12 protein-coding genes are annotated in these 16,135 nt (G+C 41.6%); 10 read left to right on the forward strand and 2 right to left on the reverse strand.

Features of this window, described 5'->3' with window-relative positions:
• Nucleotides 1-2: 2 nt before the first annotated feature.
• The 7 genes from EGV92_RS12225 to EGV92_RS12255 all read left to right on the forward strand — a co-directional run bounded on the left by EGV92_RS12225 (nucleotide 3) and on the right by EGV92_RS12255 (nucleotide 10,270).
• A complete protein-coding gene (locus EGV92_RS12225) occupies nucleotides 3-1,040 on the forward strand; it encodes a GNAT family protein (protein ID WP_131669584.1) in 1,038 nt (345 codons plus the stop codon).
• A gap of 239 nt (nucleotides 1,041-1,279) precedes the next feature.
• A complete protein-coding gene (locus EGV92_RS12230) occupies nucleotides 1,280-1,942 on the forward strand; it encodes an LbetaH domain-containing protein (RefSeq protein ID WP_207401799.1) in 663 nt (220 codons plus the stop codon).
• A 231-nt stretch (nucleotides 1,943-2,173) separates the two neighbouring features.
• On the forward strand, nucleotides 2,174-3,397 hold the full coding sequence (locus EGV92_RS12235) for a DegT/DnrJ/EryC1/StrS family aminotransferase (RefSeq protein WP_131669585.1): 1,224 nt from the start codon (nucleotides 2,174-2,176) through the stop codon (nucleotides 3,395-3,397).
• Nucleotides 3,398-4,684: 1,287 nt separating this feature from the next.
• Nucleotides 4,685-5,344 (forward strand): hypothetical protein, encoded by a 660-nt coding sequence (locus EGV92_RS12240; RefSeq protein ID WP_242678724.1) that lies wholly within the window; start codon nucleotides 4,685-4,687, stop codon nucleotides 5,342-5,344.
• A 186-nt stretch (nucleotides 5,345-5,530) separates the two neighbouring features.
• Nucleotides 5,531-6,145, forward strand: coding sequence for a hypothetical protein (locus tag EGV92_RS12245; RefSeq protein ID WP_131669586.1), 615 nt, complete (start codon nucleotides 5,531-5,533; stop codon nucleotides 6,143-6,145).
• A 99-nt stretch (nucleotides 6,146-6,244) separates the two neighbouring features.
• The gene (locus tag EGV92_RS12250) at nucleotides 6,245-9,367 is read left to right on the forward strand and encodes a TonB-dependent receptor (RefSeq protein WP_131669587.1); all 3,123 of its coding nucleotides are present in this window, start codon (nucleotides 6,245-6,247) and stop codon (nucleotides 9,365-9,367) included.
• 105 nt (nucleotides 9,368-9,472) lie between these two features.
• Complete coding sequence (locus EGV92_RS12255; RefSeq protein ID WP_131669588.1) at nucleotides 9,473-10,270, forward strand: hypothetical protein; 798 nt, start codon at nucleotides 9,473-9,475, stop codon at nucleotides 10,268-10,270.
• A 60-nt stretch (nucleotides 10,271-10,330) separates the two neighbouring features.
• Here the strand turns inward: EGV92_RS12255 and EGV92_RS12260 are convergent, their stop codons facing one another.
• Nucleotides 10,331-11,509: an MFS transporter gene (locus tag EGV92_RS12260; RefSeq protein WP_131669589.1), complete on the reverse strand. Its 1,179-nt coding sequence runs from the start codon at nucleotides 11,507-11,509 to the stop codon at nucleotides 10,331-10,333.
• A gap of 650 nt (nucleotides 11,510-12,159) precedes the next feature.
• A complete protein-coding gene (locus EGV92_RS12265; RefSeq protein WP_131669590.1) occupies nucleotides 12,160-14,052 on the reverse strand; it encodes an NERD domain-containing protein in 1,893 nt (630 codons plus the stop codon).
• Nucleotides 14,053-14,262: 210 nt separating this feature from the next.
• On the opposite strand from EGV92_RS12265, the gene EGV92_RS12270 reads away from it, so the two are divergent.
• From EGV92_RS12270 to EGV92_RS12275, 3 genes are all read left to right on the forward strand, one after another.
• Complete coding sequence (locus tag EGV92_RS12270) at nucleotides 14,263-14,796, forward strand: enoyl-CoA hydratase-related protein (protein ID WP_278248268.1); 534 nt, start codon at nucleotides 14,263-14,265, stop codon at nucleotides 14,794-14,796.
• Nucleotides 14,790-15,047, forward strand: coding sequence for a Clp protease/crotonase-like domain-containing protein (locus tag EGV92_RS14285; RefSeq protein WP_278248269.1), 258 nt, complete (start codon nucleotides 14,790-14,792; stop codon nucleotides 15,045-15,047). The genes EGV92_RS12270 and EGV92_RS14285 overlap by 7 nt, the downstream gene beginning before the upstream one ends.
• 95 nt (nucleotides 15,048-15,142) lie before the next feature.
• Nucleotides 15,143-16,012 carry an HpcH/HpaI aldolase/citrate lyase family protein gene (locus tag EGV92_RS12275; RefSeq protein ID WP_131669591.1) on the forward strand — a complete coding sequence of 290 codons (870 nt, stop codon included), beginning with the start codon at nucleotides 15,143-15,145 and terminating at the stop codon, nucleotides 16,010-16,012.
• The last annotated feature ends 123 nt before the right edge of the window (nucleotides 16,013-16,135 follow it).

Here is a 16,135-nt window from a genome sequence, read left to right on the forward strand (position 1 = left end):
TCATGGATTCGATTAACGTATGCTTTAGGGATATAGATGAGTATTGGGATGAAGAAGTTACTGGCTATGATATTGATATTTATCACTTAAGTGGTTGGCTGATATCTTCGACTATCATAGATAGGGGCGAGCCTAAAGGCGTAGTGGCGACCTACAAAAGTAAAAAACTTTTTTTTCCACTAATTATCAGAAATATTGATGATAAGTATTGGGATGCAACCTCCACCTATGGTTACGGTGGGCCTATCGTAGATCCTACGCTGACTAAAAATGATATTGACGCTGTAATGTTCGAAGTAGAAAGATTTCTCTTTCAGCAAGGCTGCGTTTCATGGTTTATCAGGTTACATCCGATTTTAAATAAAGACTGGAAAGCAGCCATAGGTACTATCGTTACTCACGGACCTACTTTGGTATCAGATCTGAGCAAAACAGAAGAAGAGCATTGGCAAGAAACCCAAAGACGACATCGTCAGGCGATTAAAAAATCTTTGAAGTCAGAGATTACAACAAAAATTGAAAAGTTATCTAAGAGTAATATTAAAGTATTTTCAAAAATATATAAAGAGACTATGACGAAGGTTTGTGCCAGCCAGTACTATCATTTTAATGATAGTTATTTTAATTGTTTATGTGACTACCTTCCTGAAAGAATTTTATTAATAACAGCTTATAAAGATGATGTGGCCATTAGTTCTACAATGTGTACCATTTGCGCTGAGTCTAAAATTATGCAATTTCATTTGAGTGGTACTTTGGATGGTTATAGAAGATTACAGCCATCCAAAGTAATTACTCATGTGGCTCGAGAGTGGGGAAGGAATCAGGGTTATAAGTTTTTACATTTTGGTGGAGGGGTAGGGGCTAAATTAGATACGCTATATGAGTACAAAAAGGGATTTAGTTCAGAAGAGCTAGACTTCAAAACGCATAGAGTGATCACTAATTTAGAAAAATATAAGGTTTTGGCGAGGGACTCTGAGTATATTGATACGAATATGAGTTTAGATTTTTTCCCTATATATAGGAAGCCTCACTAACTTGATACCATCATTATAAAACTTTTCCTTGATTAAGGTATCAAAGTAGCCAGTTGAGTGATAAGTCTTTTGTCCTATCAAGTAGTTGGCCTTAATTATTACTTTTAGCTTACGCTTTTTATTATAGTTCATCCTATTTAGACCTAATACGCAAAAGATTAGTGCACGTCTTTTATTGATACTTATAAGTAATGACTATAAACAAGATGAGGGTGGATACCTAGCGAGTACAAACTAACATGAATACTATCGACGAGATATTTGCTGTGTATGGTATAGCAGGCTGCGGACGTAGTTTGATGCCTGTTGCTATTGAGCAATTAAAGAGAGTTGGTAGTAACAGTCAAGTGGTATTTATTGATGATATCTTAGATGAAGATAGGATGGTAAATGGCCATGTAGCGATGAATTACGATAGGTTCAAAGATATCGATTGCTCCTATAAGTTTGTCCTTATTGCCATAGCCAATAGTAGTATTCGTCAAATTATTGGTAAGAAATTATTGAATGATGGCATCTTATTATGGTCAGTTAAAGGAGCTACTACGTTGATTATGGATAATGTGAATATCGATGTAGGAGCGGCATTAAGCCCATTCGTGACTATCGGCTCCAATGTGACTATTGGTAAGTGTTTTCATGCCAATTTATATAGTTATGTCGAGCATGATTGTGTGATTGGCGATTACGTTACTTTTGCCCCTAGGGTTAACTGTAATGGTAACATCCATATTTATGACCATGCTTATATTGGATCAGGAGCAGTGATCAAACAAGGCACATCTGACAAACCTTTGATAATAGGAGAAGGGGCTATTGTTGGCATGGGTGCTGTGGTCACGAAAGATGTGTCACCCGGACTGGTCGTCGTTGGCAATCCAGCTAGAGTATTGCTCAAATAATTATTAGCGCTTAAAAAAATACAGTCATAAGCATAACCAATAATAAAATCGACACTCTAAACTTAAAGAATGTTGACTATAAATTTACTAATCTCAATAAGTTAGCTATATCGGAGCTTTTATTAAAAGATAGCTGTTTTATGATGTTGAATTAAAAATATATATTAAGAACTGTCTTTTCGGCATCACTCGCCCATTCTCTCGTCACTCAATCGTTATGGACAACCTACTATGCTTAACACGCCCTTCCATCCTTGGCCAAGCTTCACTCAACAAGAGGCTGATGCTGTCAGTCAAGTACTCCTATCTAACAAAGTCAACTATTGGACGGGGCAAGAAGGGCGTCAATTTGAGCAGGAGTTTGCTGATTGGTCAGACAGTCAGTTTGCGGTTGCGGTTGCTAATGGTACTTTGGCTTTGGATTTGGCTTTAAATGCCCTTGAGCTTGGCACCGGTGACGAGGTCATCGTCACCCCGCGCACCTTTATCGCTAGCGTGTCGAGTGTGGTGAATTCAGGCGCTAAACCTGTCTTTGCCGATATTGACGCGGATAGTGGGAATATTACCGCTGAGACTATCTCCGCAGTACTAACAGATAAGACTAGAGCTATTGTCTGCGTGCATCTTGCAGGTTGGCCTTGTGATATGGATGCCATTATGGCGCTAGCCGAGAATCACGACTTATATGTGATTGAGGACTGTGCTCAAGCGCATGGAGCCCGCTATAAAGGACGAAGCGTTGGCAGTATTGGTCATATTGGCGCATGGAGTTTTTGCCAAGATAAGATAATCTCGACCGGCGGTGAGGGCGGTATGGTCACTACTAATGATGAACGGCTATGGCGTAAGATGTGGGCTTATAAAGATCATGGCAAGAGCTATGCGGCTGTTTATGAAACGGAGCACCCACCTGGCTATCGCTGGCTTCATGAGAGCTTCGGCACTAATTGGCGCTTGCCAGAGATGCAGTCGGCTATTGGTAGGATTCAGCTTAGGCGAATGGACGAATGGACGACCAGACGCACCCTCAATGCGCAAAAGCTGATCCAAGCTTGTGAAAAATGGACCGACAAGGGTTACCTAAGAGCACCAAGGTTTGAATGCTCAGAGCAAGCTGATAAGTCAGCTCATGCTTACTATAAGCTCTATGTCTATATCCGTCCAGAAAATCTACCAAAAGATTGGTCGCGAGATCGTATTATTGAGGAAATAAATAATATGAGCGTGCCCTGCTATTCAGGGTCGGCATCGGAGGTCTATTTAGAAAAAGCATTTGAGGGTTCTGGGCTGCGTCCTAAGCAAAGATTGCCTATAGCCAAGCAGTTGGGAGAGACCAGCTTGATGTTCTTAGTCCATCCTACCTTAACCGAATCTGAGATTGCACAAAGCGTTGCTGCGATAGATTCGGTATTCTCTGAAATAGATAGTTTGCGTCAGTCTGCAGCGGATCAGTAGTTGCAGCGTCATTAAACAGACACGCAGTCAGCGCTTTAATCTACCCTTCGTATCCAAACGTATTACAAGGCTAGACTAGATATAGTTAAGCCACATATTTTTATCAACTTAGCATTTAGCACAGAGTCATGGGTATAAGCTTGCGACTACTTAAGTCATATCAGGGCTTCTAGCCAAAAGGCTCATATCAGTAACTCACAACGTACACGTTTAAAATAGCATGGACTTTAGTAGCTAATGATAATAACTTACCTTTTTTATCCAGTTATAGTTCAAACCAAGCGGATAATAGTGAGTTGATATTGTTATAGGTCAAAGCTTTCTTACAAACTAAGGGGAAGTCGAAAGCTTAATGTTATTTTGCCATCAACTTTTAAAGTAGTAAAATATTGATTATAATAAACTTATCTATATTATTCTCTGGCTGTCATAATATTGAAATATTATCTAAGATGAATTCGTATTATAGTAACTATCAAACTTAATCTATAGAGATATTTATATATTAATCAAATAGTTAGGATTGATTTACAGACTTTTAGGATGATATATTTTGCTTTTTTACGTATAGTAAATTTACTATAAAAAGATACAATGAGGCTGGGGTGAGTGTTTTTTCGCCTCTGCTAGCGCAATCGCAGCAAGCTAGAAAACTTGTACTAGTATCGTGCTTAAACTTATTTGTCTCTCTTTTATTGTCGACCGACTCTATGTTAACGGGTCATGATATTAAGCTTAGCTCACTGTCGTCTATATAATTAATTCACCCTATCCTTGCTATAGAGCAGCCTTCTGTAGCTTTAAGCATATCATGACTGCTAGCCAGTAAATTTATGTCAGCTACTCTTTTAGGTATTCGTTTTAAATAGGATTAACTATAGCTGGGCAATGTGTTAGTTTGTCATGAGATTAACTAGAATGACTGTATTTTAAAATTAATTAGAGTAATATTAATTTTTTAGAGTTATAAGTTATTTACTTCTTTTTGATATATGTTATTAGCTTTAGTGCAGCGGGTTTTAATTGAATTATCTTTTCTAAAAACAAATCTTAACCACTTGTCATAATAAAGAATCCATTTGTCTATTTGTTTTTGTATTTATATAAGAATAATAAGATAATGCTGCGAATCTAATAATGGTGGAAATCCTTAGTCATTTCAGGTGTTTATTTGGCTAAGTCCTTACATTATTCTACTACCAGCTATTCTCTTACTCGATCGCTTAAAATATTAAGATGCATTACTGGTTTTCCACAATTTGCACTGGCTTTTACCAGAGGATTTACATGATGAATATTTTAAAAAGAGTAGCGGTTTCAGGTGTAGCATTATCTATGGCTTCATTTGCCTCTGCCGCATCCATTAGTGGTTCTACTGATTTTCGAGTTACCTTACCCGAAATCTTAGTCCTATATCATTGGGATGATGCACATTTAACCTTAACTGATGTCGCTACTACGCCTGATAACGATAGCGATACCGGCCGCGAAATCAGCGATACGACAGCTCATGATTTGACAGCGCCTTTAGGAAATAGTCCTTATACTATTACTGGAGATGTCGCTACTACTGCACCCAATAATGCTTTGAATACAGTGGCGGTAACTTTGAAGAACTCATGGGCAGTACGCAGCCTATCTAGTGGTGATGTGAGTCTTTCATTAACCAATCCAAATTCTACCCTAAAAAATGTTACTGATAATTCGGTTACTATTACTACTAGCAATGCCACTTTAGCATCTACCAGTAATGGAGTGGCGGGCAGCAATTCAGCCAATATGACCATCCCTTCAGGCTGGGCGCCAGTAATGGGTGATATCAATTTTGATTTAGATCTATCAAGTGCTAATAAGCCGGGTGAATATAATACAAGAGGCGTAGCAGGACCAGCAACGACTTCAGACGAGGCAACCGACACCTTCTTGCTCACCCTTCAAGGTAACTAACCGCACTGGTAATTTATCATTATGATACTCTACTTATAAGTAAGCTCAATTGGCACAGTAGAGCACCATAAAATACCAGCTGAAATTGCTGGTATTTTTATATCAGTGATATATCCTGACTTAATGTTAATCGTTATTTTAGTTGTCATTGTTCTATCCATTATCCATATTTTGTTAGGTGAATACATGAGCGGAACGACTTTCCCTAATCGTCAATTGAGGGTGAGTGCAATATACTCAGGCTTAATAATAGCGGCTACTGGGGCAATGGCAGTACTGGCTTCATCAGCAGCCCAAGCTGAGTTGATTATTCACACCTCTAACGATAATACCGGTCAGACTAGTATGGTCGTTAGCGAGGATGGGCAAGAGAAGCTCCCCCCTGCACAGTTAGGAATATCTCCCTCTCAGATCAACGAGACGGTCTCTATTATTAATAATAAAAATACCGCCAAACTAAATCAGTCGCTAACCCTCTATAATTATGGTAGAAAGCCTAAGAAAATAAGTTTAACCTTAGTAGATATAGACGCATCAGGTACTCCTATTATCCCTAGTGAGCATACTCTAAAACCTTGGACATTAATCAATCCTACTCAGTTCACCATTTCTCCTGGTGGCTATCAGACAGTACGAATGTCCATACGCTTACCAAAAGAGTTCGAACAAGGGCAACACATCGCCATGCTGTCGATCGAGCAGCAAGTTGACAAGTCCATTACCTATGATGCAGATGGTAAAGGTGTCACTGTTGAATTAGGCTCTCGTTATGGGTTACCCATTCGTATTAACGTGGAATAAAGCTCAGCTAAAAGGGCTTAGTAACCTAAGCAGTGTTCATAATATGGATATTGTATGGCCTATATGAGCAAAAGATACTCACCCTTATATTTAGTAGTAATGACGTCTGTGTCATGTGTGGGAATCTATTGTCCATTTGTAGCCGCTGAAGTACCAGACCAAACGGCGAGTACTACGCTCCCATCAGTCGATGTAAACACGACTCAGCAAGTGTCAGCAGCAGAGAAGCTAGAGCCTATGCTGGTTGGTATAGTGGTCAATGGGAAGGAGCAGGAGAGTCTTGATGCGTTATATAATCCGAACGTGGATGACAGTCTAAACAGTAAAAATACAGCATACTTTCTATCCGTTAGTGATTTAAGCCGATTAACGGCTATCCGCTTTTCCTCCCTTCCTACCAGCTCCTCAGCTATAAATTCCTCTGCTCTAAGCTCCTCGCCTAAAAATAATACCGCTGTTCATAAAATTGAAAGCTCAAGCTCCCTTAACTCTGATATTGGTTATTACGTTACCACCCCAATTGGTAATGCCACCTTATCAGACCGCCAGGTCATCTCCTATCAAGGCCAAGACTATGTATCATTGCCTGATTTACAGCCGTTAGGTATTACTGCTGACTTCAGTCAGCAAGACTTAGCCATTATTCTTAATATGGGCTGGCGTCCCTCTCAACAAAATCTATCAGCAGCGGACAAGGACATAGATCAGCCGTTAGCTATTGACTACTATCCCAGTCGCGCTGGATTGTTGGGCCTGTCATTTAACAGCACATTCACAGCGAGCGATACTAAGGGTGGTGGCTATAATAATGATCATTCGTACAATCAATATTTGTACGCTGATATTGGGGCATTTGGTTATGGACTCGGAGGGATCTGGGGTATTAAGGTCGCAGGTTATGATGATGATAATGCTAATGCAAGGAGTGAGAATAACAATAGGGAGTTAGAAAGAGATAGAGTAGATAGTCTTAGCTTCACTAAGACAGCGCTTGATGGTCTGACTCACCTGCCATCGGATTGGCAGCGTTGGCAGGTTGACAATCTATACTGGTCTAAGTCAGGACAGCATTTAGCCACTCGGCTTGGTATTAATCAGCCTAACGCGTTAGCTCAAGGGGCACAAAATAGTGGTGATGAATTCACTGGGGCATTAGTGGCGTTTAGCAATCGTCAAATCTCCCGGCACCTGTCACGGTTGGATGAAGACAGTCGGAGTCTATTACAAAATACCAGTCAAGATTATCAGCATTTGACGGGTTCGGGGCAGGTGGGCGGCGTCGCTGAGTTGCGAATTAATGGTCAGGCAATCGCTCGGGTACAAATTGGCTTAGATGGTCGCTATGAGTTTTTAAATCTTGATGTGAGTCAATTGACACACACAGATAATGTCGTCGAAGTGGCTATCTATGCTTATCCACTAGCTCGGCAGCCGCTTGAGGTTAGGTCTATTTTCGTTGGCAAGCGCCGCACGAATGTCGCGACCAATGAGTGGCTGTTAGAAGCTGGTTTGGGGCGTACTGGCAATCTATTAAGTGATAAGCTGGGTACAACAAGTAAAGGACATACTCAAAGTCATACTGCTGCGCATTTATATTCAGAATATGGTGTTAATAACCGCCTAGCGGTACGCGGCGGTATTAATAGCAATATCCTAACCTCGTCAGATAATGATACGTCGCTGTCATGGCATGCTGGTATAAACGTTACCCCGTCGGCTTATAGTAATGCCGATCTTAGTTATGCGCATGCGCCTAACCAAGACTTATGGCAAGCGCAGCTGCAATATCAACGTAAGAAATTGTGGGCAAATTACCAGTACCAGCATAGACGCTACGACTATGATTATCCTAAAGCTCTGATGAGTACTAATCCAAGACAAGCTATAACGGATCAGCGTCACCAGCTCTTGGTTAGTTATCGACCTAATGATGATACTAGTATTAGTTTAAACCAGTATTATGATGATCCGGCTTCTGCTACTGATATTAATACGGCAGTAGGTACGGTTAGTACTGGTATAAACAACACTAATGTCAGTAACACCAAAGTAGGACGTTACGATTTAGATAAATATTATGCTTACGGCAGTATCAATCATCGTTTTAATGATGCTCTAAATGCAGGGCTTAGTTGGAATAGCCGTGAGGACCGCTATGGCTATCGTCTGCTATGGCAAGATAGTAACCAAACGCGTAAGGGTGAGAAGCCGTATATTAGCAATACTGTAGGATTGTCCGGTGATAATGATAGTGAGACACTATCGGTACGACATCAATTAAATCAGCGAGCCAGTATTGGGCAATCAATCAGTCACTTACATGGTAGCCATAACGTGCTGAACCAAGGCGACTTTAGTTATCGCTTTGATAGTTCAGAGGGACTGGGTCGTGGATTGAAAGGTATTAATGCGTTCAATAATTCAGTCAACATTGGTTACAGTGCTTATAAAAATAAACTGGGCTGGCAAGCTGATTGGCAATTAAACCATCGTAATGGGGTTAGCTTTAGCTTGGGATATAAGCATCGTTATGTTGATGCCATCTCCAATAGTCGGTACGATGATTTAGTAATAGCTGACTCTATTAGCGTCGATAACTCACTACCAGCTTGGTCACAGAATAACTATCTATACGCTAAGCTATCATTCGATATGTTTAAAGCACCCAAAAGCCGACTACGATTTGGTAGTTATCCACTCCAGCAAGGGGGAAGTATCATTGTAGATGTTGAGCATCAAGCTGACCTACCTATAGTCGCAGATAATATGCGCTTTGAGCTAAATAACCAACAAGTGAAGGCAAGCTTAATCGATAAGCAGGCTGGGCATAGCCAGTATTTAATAAACAATATAAAGGCTGGTGACTATGTGCTAACCACTGATGCTGAAAACTTACCACTTGAATATAGTGCCAGCGATCTGCCCACACCGCGCATTCGTGTTAGCAATCATACGCCGACTACTGTGCCTATTACCCTACAAAAGACGTTTGGTATCTCTGGTCAAACAACAGACGCTGCGCCAGGAATAAAGATTGATGTTTATCAAGGTGATACCTTGGTGCGGAGTATCACGACAGGCAGCTATGGCTATTTTCAAGTATTTGGCCTATTACCCAATATCTATACTTTAAAATCGCAAGGCTATGAGACGAAAGATGTCGCTATTAGCAACGACTTTGTCATGCAAGTTTTGCTAGAGTCAGTAACAACACACCAGTAGAGTGCCTGAGCTTTGTTATTGAGTTACTTCCACTACTTATTATTAAAATAGTATTAGCGAATTATGAACACTAAAATTACTAAACATTAGACTAGAGTATCTATTATGTCAAACTGCGCTCTAAAGTCGCTGCACTATGAATGCGTACTGAAAATTAGCACGAAAATTAGCATATTAGTACTTGCTGGCTGGTTAAGTCCGGCTGTTCTCGCAGCTTGCCCTGCCACCCAAGGTATCAATGTGGAAAGCAAAGTGGTCGGTACCACCAGCAATAACAAAAAAATCTACTTTTGTAAACAGGAATTCCCTGATCAGGCATTATTATTTGCCCCTAGTAGAACTGATCTGGTTAATGGCGGTAGTCAAGTTATCGCAAAAGGCAACACGCTCCAGACTTTTCCACTGGCTAATAGCATCGATCTTACTGGTTTTAACGTTGGCAATTTGGATTTTAATAGTTTATCCGCTAACTATCCAAACGTAGATGGCCAGTTTGATTCGCCAAGCTTATTTAATTTTTATATAAAGACAAATAACAATGATGATTGTAGTGGCCAGTATCCAGTAATTAGAAATTACCTAAGAAACCATCCTAATGTCTTTCAGACCATTCCAGCTTCTGGTACGGCTGCTTCTGATATTAGCTCAACAAGTAGTATTGCCAAGATAAGTGCTGCCAAACTACAATCTAACATTGACCCAGCTAAAGAGCTAACGGCGGATATTTATTTTTATCATGCTAATGCTGGTCTAAGTGGTCAGTACTTTACCGAACCGGGGAATGGTATTCGAGATCGTTACTGCTGGGTAGGGGTGGGCACTAGACTACAAATACAAGCCAATAGTAGTGTCTTGAAATATTCCGGAGGCTATAGAGTGAGTGTGGGGGTATTGGTCAACTGAACGAGTATCACAGAACTCTCAATATCTAGAAGTCAATTACTCAGTCATCATACATAAATCTCACCTAGGCAAGTAAGTCCGTTTCGTTGTCCAAACAATGGCTAAGCCTAATAACGCTAGTAGCATTACTGTCCAAGGCAAAGATATTGCTCCTATATTTTGTAGCAGTAACGCTCCCGCTACGCCGGCTGTCGCGATAGCAAGGTTAAAGATAGTCACAAACATCGATTGGGCCACATCAGCGTTGTCACCTGCCGCACCGGCAAGTGCCGTTTGCAATAATGTTGGTGCACCACCAAAGGTCAAGCCCCAAAGCGCTATACCGATTATGACCACCACAGGTGAGCCGCCGCCTAAGCCCAATATTAACGCTGCCAAGGCGAATAGCATAAGACTTCCTAATATCATCAGTCGTAGCCAGCGATCTATGAGTAAACCTGTGAGCCAAATACCAACGATGGCAGATACGCCAAACAGTAGCAATAAAGCATCTACACGCTGGGCCAAATTGACCGAAGCTAAGAAAGGTTCGATATAGGTATATAGTGTGTTATGCGCCAATATCCAGACGAATAGAGTGAGGAGTGCAGGCCGGATACCCGGTATCAGAAAGATCTGCCGAATAGAGATGCGCTGCTTTGCAGATTGACCGGCAAAATCAGGAATAACAAGGACAATCCAGACTAGTAGCAGTAGGGTCATGGCGGACATAATCCAAAACACCCCACGCCAATCAAACATAATACCGAGCCAAGTGCCTAGCGGCACACCGATAGCAAGGGCAATGGGCTGACCGACGCCAGCTATTGCTAATGCCCGACCCTGTAAATTTGAGGGTGCTAGGCGTAATACGTAACCTGGAAATAGCCCCCAGATCACTCCAGCCGCCATCCCAGCCGCAAATCGTGCGCCGATGATAAGCCCATAATGGCTAGATAGGGAGGTGATTATATTGAATAATAAAAGGCTGCCAACGGCGAATAGAAATAATGGTCTGCGGTTCCAACTGCGCGTGGCGGCAATAATTGGGATAGCAGCAAGCACAGAACCTAAGGCATAAAGGGTAACTAACTGACCTGCCAGTGCCTTTGACACCCCTAAAGACTCGCTAATCTGCGGCAGCAGTCCTGCCGGAATAGTCTCTGTCATAATGGTGAGAAAGCCGGCTAAGGTGAATACGAGTAGCTTCCAGATAGGCAGCTTTGTCGCTGCTAAATGACTGGCTTGGTTAACACTCATTGCTATACCCCCCTTTGTGAGCTAGCTAGAATAGCAGTTGTCATGATGGTCACGAAGGGAGCTTTAAAATGCTGCAAATCAATCAAGTTGGGAAAAGGCATAGTGCTGGTTAGGGTCATGATTACGGCTTTAGAAATACTTTGGGAGCGATAGCGGATTGTATAATAATTAGACTTATTTTTCTGTTATGAGTAATTAACTGAGGAGGGGACTACACATAGATGGGCTACATTATATATCTTCTTTAATTAACGGCTGAGTGAGCATATTCATGACGTTAGCTTATGTGAGATAAGCCCCTCCCAACCAATAGCCAGCCAGCTGTTTCATAGTGGCTTATTGTCGACTCTAAATAAAATAGAGTCGTTATATTATGATGCGGAACGGGTATAAATTTACGCTTACCTCAGTCATCTCATGATCTCTAGCCAGTGAATTTATACCCGCTGCTGTTTTATCTACCAGTTTTAAGTAAGATTGATGATAGTGGTACGCTACTAATGTGGTGCTAAAAGCCAAACACCATTAATCACTTATTCTCTTTAATAATACTTTTTAATACGGAGTGCATTGAGTGAGCCAGTAGGGGTTGTCTGGCTCGGCACACGAATAATGAATTATTTGCGAGATAGGGCTGGTCAGCTGAGTGGCTAAAACATCTTGTTTTGCTTATCTATAATCTTCTCTAATTCATCGATATAGAAGTTAGAGCCAGAGTACAGAATGGTTAGATACTCCTTGGCGCGGCTCATGCCGACATACGCTGTTTTTCTAAGCTCAGGCGAGTCTTCTTTTACCACGCCAAGCCCCAAAAGATAGACATTTCTAAATTCCAGACCCTTACAGGAGTCTGTCATAAGTACCTTAATACTGGGGTGGAAAAGGTCTAAATTTAGCTTTGAGTCTCGGTCCAAGATAGCACTCACCGATGTCTCACTCATCCCTAAGCGAGCGAGCTTACTTTTTAGTTTGGGGATTAAGTGCTTGACGATGTCTCTTTTATTGTCGGACTCCATAATAATGATTGCAAAATCTGACAACTCGACGCCACTACTGACATGGCGCTTAATGTCTTCAGCAATGTAGTCCACCATGTCATTGAAAGTCGGTTGTTGAACGAGTAAGGGTACATCGCCTTCACGGCAATCGCCATAATCAGGTACTAGCGCCTGATTATCACTTTCTACCTCTAATTCTTCACCTTTAAACGCTGTACAAAGCTCTAAAATCTGGCGGGTATTACGATAGCTCTTATTTAACAAGGTCGGTTTCTTGCCCTGAACGTTAATACCTACAGACTTCCAAGTGAAATTTTTTCTACCGAATATGTTCTGAGCAGGGTCATAACAAAACAACAGGCTATCTTGCTCTGAAAGGATGGTTAATACAGCAGCGATCATATCCTCAGAGAAGTCCTGACCCTCATCGATTAATACCGCATCGTATTTGCTGAAGTTTGGATGGTTATTGACATAATTAATCAGGGCGTCAGAACGGCGTTTATTGAAGTCATCCCAACTTTCTTGCGAGCGTTTAGTTATCTTAACGTCCGTCAAATCAGGTAATAAGCTGTGATAGTGCTTTACTTCAATGCAGCCGTCACCTTGCGAGGCGTAAGGCTTGATATGGGCATTATTTAGGCTAGCGCCAAGATGACTTCGTAAAGAGATGTTGAAACAAACCACCAATATGCGCCAATTGGGATTAAACTTGGCCAGATGGCGTGCTCGATAAACAATAACTAAGGATTTACCACTGCCTGCTACCCCTTTTAGAATACGATGCCCTGGTCCGATGGACTTAGCAGTAATCTCTTGTTGCTTGTCTAAAACCTTGATGAGCTCGTCATTATTAAGCACCAAGTCTAAACCAAGTTGTTGTTGAGGGTTGACTCGCAACTCAGGAAAGAGCGCATACCTAACCGCATCAATTTCTTTATTATTTAATGGCTGAAATGGGAATTTATGATTGAAGGCGCTGAGTAAGCGATTGATAAAGTCTTTGCGAGACTCTCTATCTTCTACATCGATACGTAAGTCATCTTGGAAGAGACACTTTTGATGGCTTAAGATAGCATCGTTCAGTAACCCTGATTTTTCTGCTTGTGCTCTCTCCATACCAGTAAAAATAACACATTCTGTGGTGGGGAATCTTAGCTTACCTGCATGATTGCCTGTCTTTTGCGTGAGCGAGCGACGTTTTTCTAATAAGTTACGAATCTGCAGCTGCACCGTGCGGGCTTGTTTTAATGGATTCTCCCTTCTTTGCAGCGTATCGTTGTCCGTTTTGACCGTAAAATAGTTAGGAGATGCCTCTTCGATATAGGATAGGCTCCAGTCTTTGACCTCGATTAAGATAATGCCGTGATAGCGCGAGAAGATAAGAAAGTCGCCATGTTTACTTTGGACACAGGCGCAAGGGTCATACCATACTGTCCATTCATCATCTGGTAGTAAGGCTGCCCTTAATAAATTATAAACACGCCTCTCACCTGCGGTAGCTTCTTTCACTTGTCCGATGCTATCAGGAATCATCTGCGCCATAGGTACGTCCTTGTAGAATAATAATCTTAGATAAATGTTGATAGCGAGCTAAGATACTAATTTATTTAAACTTTTTCAATATTAAAATAAGTAAAATAGCGTTTTGTTTTTTCTTTAGCCTATTTATTAAGCATGGGACACCCTAAGTAATTAGCGGTGATACTATAAAAATACTCATAAAAACTTACCAACAATCGTTAAGGACGGCGAATGATTGAACCTTGCTCTTCTCTAAAATCTACACCTACCTTTTTAGCAGATATAGACCAACCGCTGCTCAGCGAAGAGCTTAATGATGAAGTCGTAACCCTCACTCTAAACCGCCCTAAACAGTTCAATGCGTTATCTGTAGATATGTCATCGGCTTTTCAATCTGAGTTGCAGGCTAGCGCCGATGATGACAAAATTCGTATCGCAGTCCTTCAGGCTCATGGTAAAGCGTTCTATGCTGGTCATAATCGCAAAGAGATGCGCGCTAACCGCGATAAATCTTTTTACAACCGCTTATTTGAGCAATGCAATCAAGTAATGCTAACCATCAATCGAATGCCACAAGTGGTGATTGCCAAAGTCCAAGGTATCGCTACTGCTGCAGGCTGTCAGTTGGTCGCCGTGTGTGATTTAGCCATTGCCGCAGACACAGCTAGGTTCGCCACCTCTGGTATCAATGTCGGCTTGTTTTGCTCGACACCCGCCGTCGCCATCAGTCGAACTGATCGCCTAAGCAGGCCTTCGAGATGTTAATTACGGGAGAGTTCATCGATGCCCAAACGGCAAAGCAGCAAGGGCTGATCAATCGCGTAGCGTCTGCAGATCAATTAGACGCGGTCCTGCAAAATCTGGTCGATGCTATCGTCCAACAATTGAGCATGAGTCTGCCGGATGCTTATGACTTTGCTAAAGATGTTATGGTTGACAATATGATGGTCAAAGATGTGATTGAGGGTATTGATGCCTTTATTGACAAGCGCCCCGCTGTTTGGACAGGGTGTTAAGGTAACTTTTACCACCGTTACTTAAGAATGGCTTAGCATAAGATAGGCATTTGCAATATGACCGTTAATTTAATTTGATTTTTAAGGATAAAAGTATGGTTGCCTTAAAGGGTGCTTTGCCAAAAGATACCAAAGCGATTATTGTTGAGTTAGAGAATAACAAAACCTGGTTGTTTGTACCCGCTACTAAGATGGCACTAGTAGCCAAAGCATTCAAATGCGGGGCTGATTCGGTCATCGTAGATTTAGAAGATACAGTGAATTTAGTAGATAAGGCATCCGCACGCGCTGCGTTAAAATACTATTATAATAGTGCAGACTATTGCCCAGTTTGGGTGCGTATCAATCAGTCAAGTAGCCCAGCATTCGCTGAAGACATTAAGGCATGCCGACTGATGCCTAATCTTGCTGGCGTTATACTGGCCAAAGCTGAGCAAGCTGCTGATATTGAGTATGTCTATCAAGTGAGCGGATTGCCTGTTATCGCACAAATAGAGAGTGTCAAAGGCTTATATCATATGGATGCTATGGCAAAGGCCTCAGGACTTGTCGCTTTTAGCTATGGTTTTTTAGATTTGTGCAATGATATGCAGGTTCAGGTGGGTACACCAGCGGCCGATATCGTGGCCAACCAAATCCGCTATCAGCTGATTCTCACCTCTAAAGTCCACGGTCTATTAGCGCCTATTGATACAGTCTATCCCGACTTCAAGGATAGCGAAGGGCTAAGTCAACGAGTGCGGCTGTGGTCACAGATGGGCATGTCGGGCATGCTTTGTATTCACCCGAATCAAGTAGCGATAGTTAAAGACGCTCTACAACCCACAACAGCTGAGCTTGACTTTGCTAAGCGGGTAATAGAGGAGTATGAGCGTTCTAGTCAAGCAGTATTCGAAATAGACGGTAATATGGTGGATGGACCGGTGATTGAGCGCTGTTATCAGTTGCTTAGTGAGAAGGGTTAGCTTGCTGATTGAAGCGGTGGTGATGAGTTATTTTTAGACTTATAGGTATAGTAGATTGATATTGGCAACAATAAAGCTTGCACACTCTAGCAAATATAGACTCTAAAAATAGTCTCTATCAAT

The organism is Psychrobacter pygoscelis (genome assembly GCF_004335015.1).
In the GTDB taxonomy this organism is placed as follows: Bacteria; Pseudomonadota; Gammaproteobacteria; order Pseudomonadales; family Moraxellaceae; genus Psychrobacter; species Psychrobacter pygoscelis.

Excerpts from the sequence above, each read along its gene's own strand:
- EGV92_RS12225 (WP_131669584.1), top strand. The coding sequence starts at position 3 with ATGGATTCGATTAACGTATGCTTTAGGGATATAGATGAGTATTGGGAT.
- EGV92_RS12230 (WP_207401799.1), top strand. The coding sequence starts at position 1,280 with ATGAATACTATCGACGAGATATTTGCTGTGTATGGTATAGCAGGCTGC.
- EGV92_RS12235 (WP_131669585.1), top strand. The coding sequence starts at position 2,174 with ATGCTTAACACGCCCTTCCATCCTTGGCCAAGCTTCACTCAACAAGAG.
- EGV92_RS12240 (WP_242678724.1), top strand. The coding sequence starts at position 4,685 with ATGATGAATATTTTAAAAAGAGTAGCGGTTTCAGGTGTAGCATTATCT.
- EGV92_RS12245 (WP_131669586.1), top strand. The coding sequence starts at position 5,531 with ATGAGCGGAACGACTTTCCCTAATCGTCAATTGAGGGTGAGTGCAATA.
- EGV92_RS12250 (WP_131669587.1), top strand. The coding sequence starts at position 6,245 with ATGACGTCTGTGTCATGTGTGGGAATCTATTGTCCATTTGTAGCCGCT.
- EGV92_RS12255 (WP_131669588.1), top strand. The coding sequence starts at position 9,473 with ATGTCAAACTGCGCTCTAAAGTCGCTGCACTATGAATGCGTACTGAAA.
- EGV92_RS12260 (WP_131669589.1), bottom strand. The coding sequence starts at position 11,509 with ATGAGTGTTAACCAAGCCAGTCATTTAGCAGCGACAAAGCTGCCTATC.
- EGV92_RS12265 (WP_131669590.1), bottom strand. The coding sequence starts at position 14,052 with ATGGCGCAGATGATTCCTGATAGCATCGGACAAGTGAAAGAAGCTACC.
- EGV92_RS12270 (WP_278248268.1), top strand. The coding sequence starts at position 14,263 with ATGATTGAACCTTGCTCTTCTCTAAAATCTACACCTACCTTTTTAGCA.
- EGV92_RS14285 (WP_278248269.1), top strand. The coding sequence starts at position 14,790 with ATGTTAATTACGGGAGAGTTCATCGATGCCCAAACGGCAAAGCAGCAA.
- EGV92_RS12275 (WP_131669591.1), top strand. The coding sequence starts at position 15,143 with ATGGTTGCCTTAAAGGGTGCTTTGCCAAAAGATACCAAAGCGATTATT.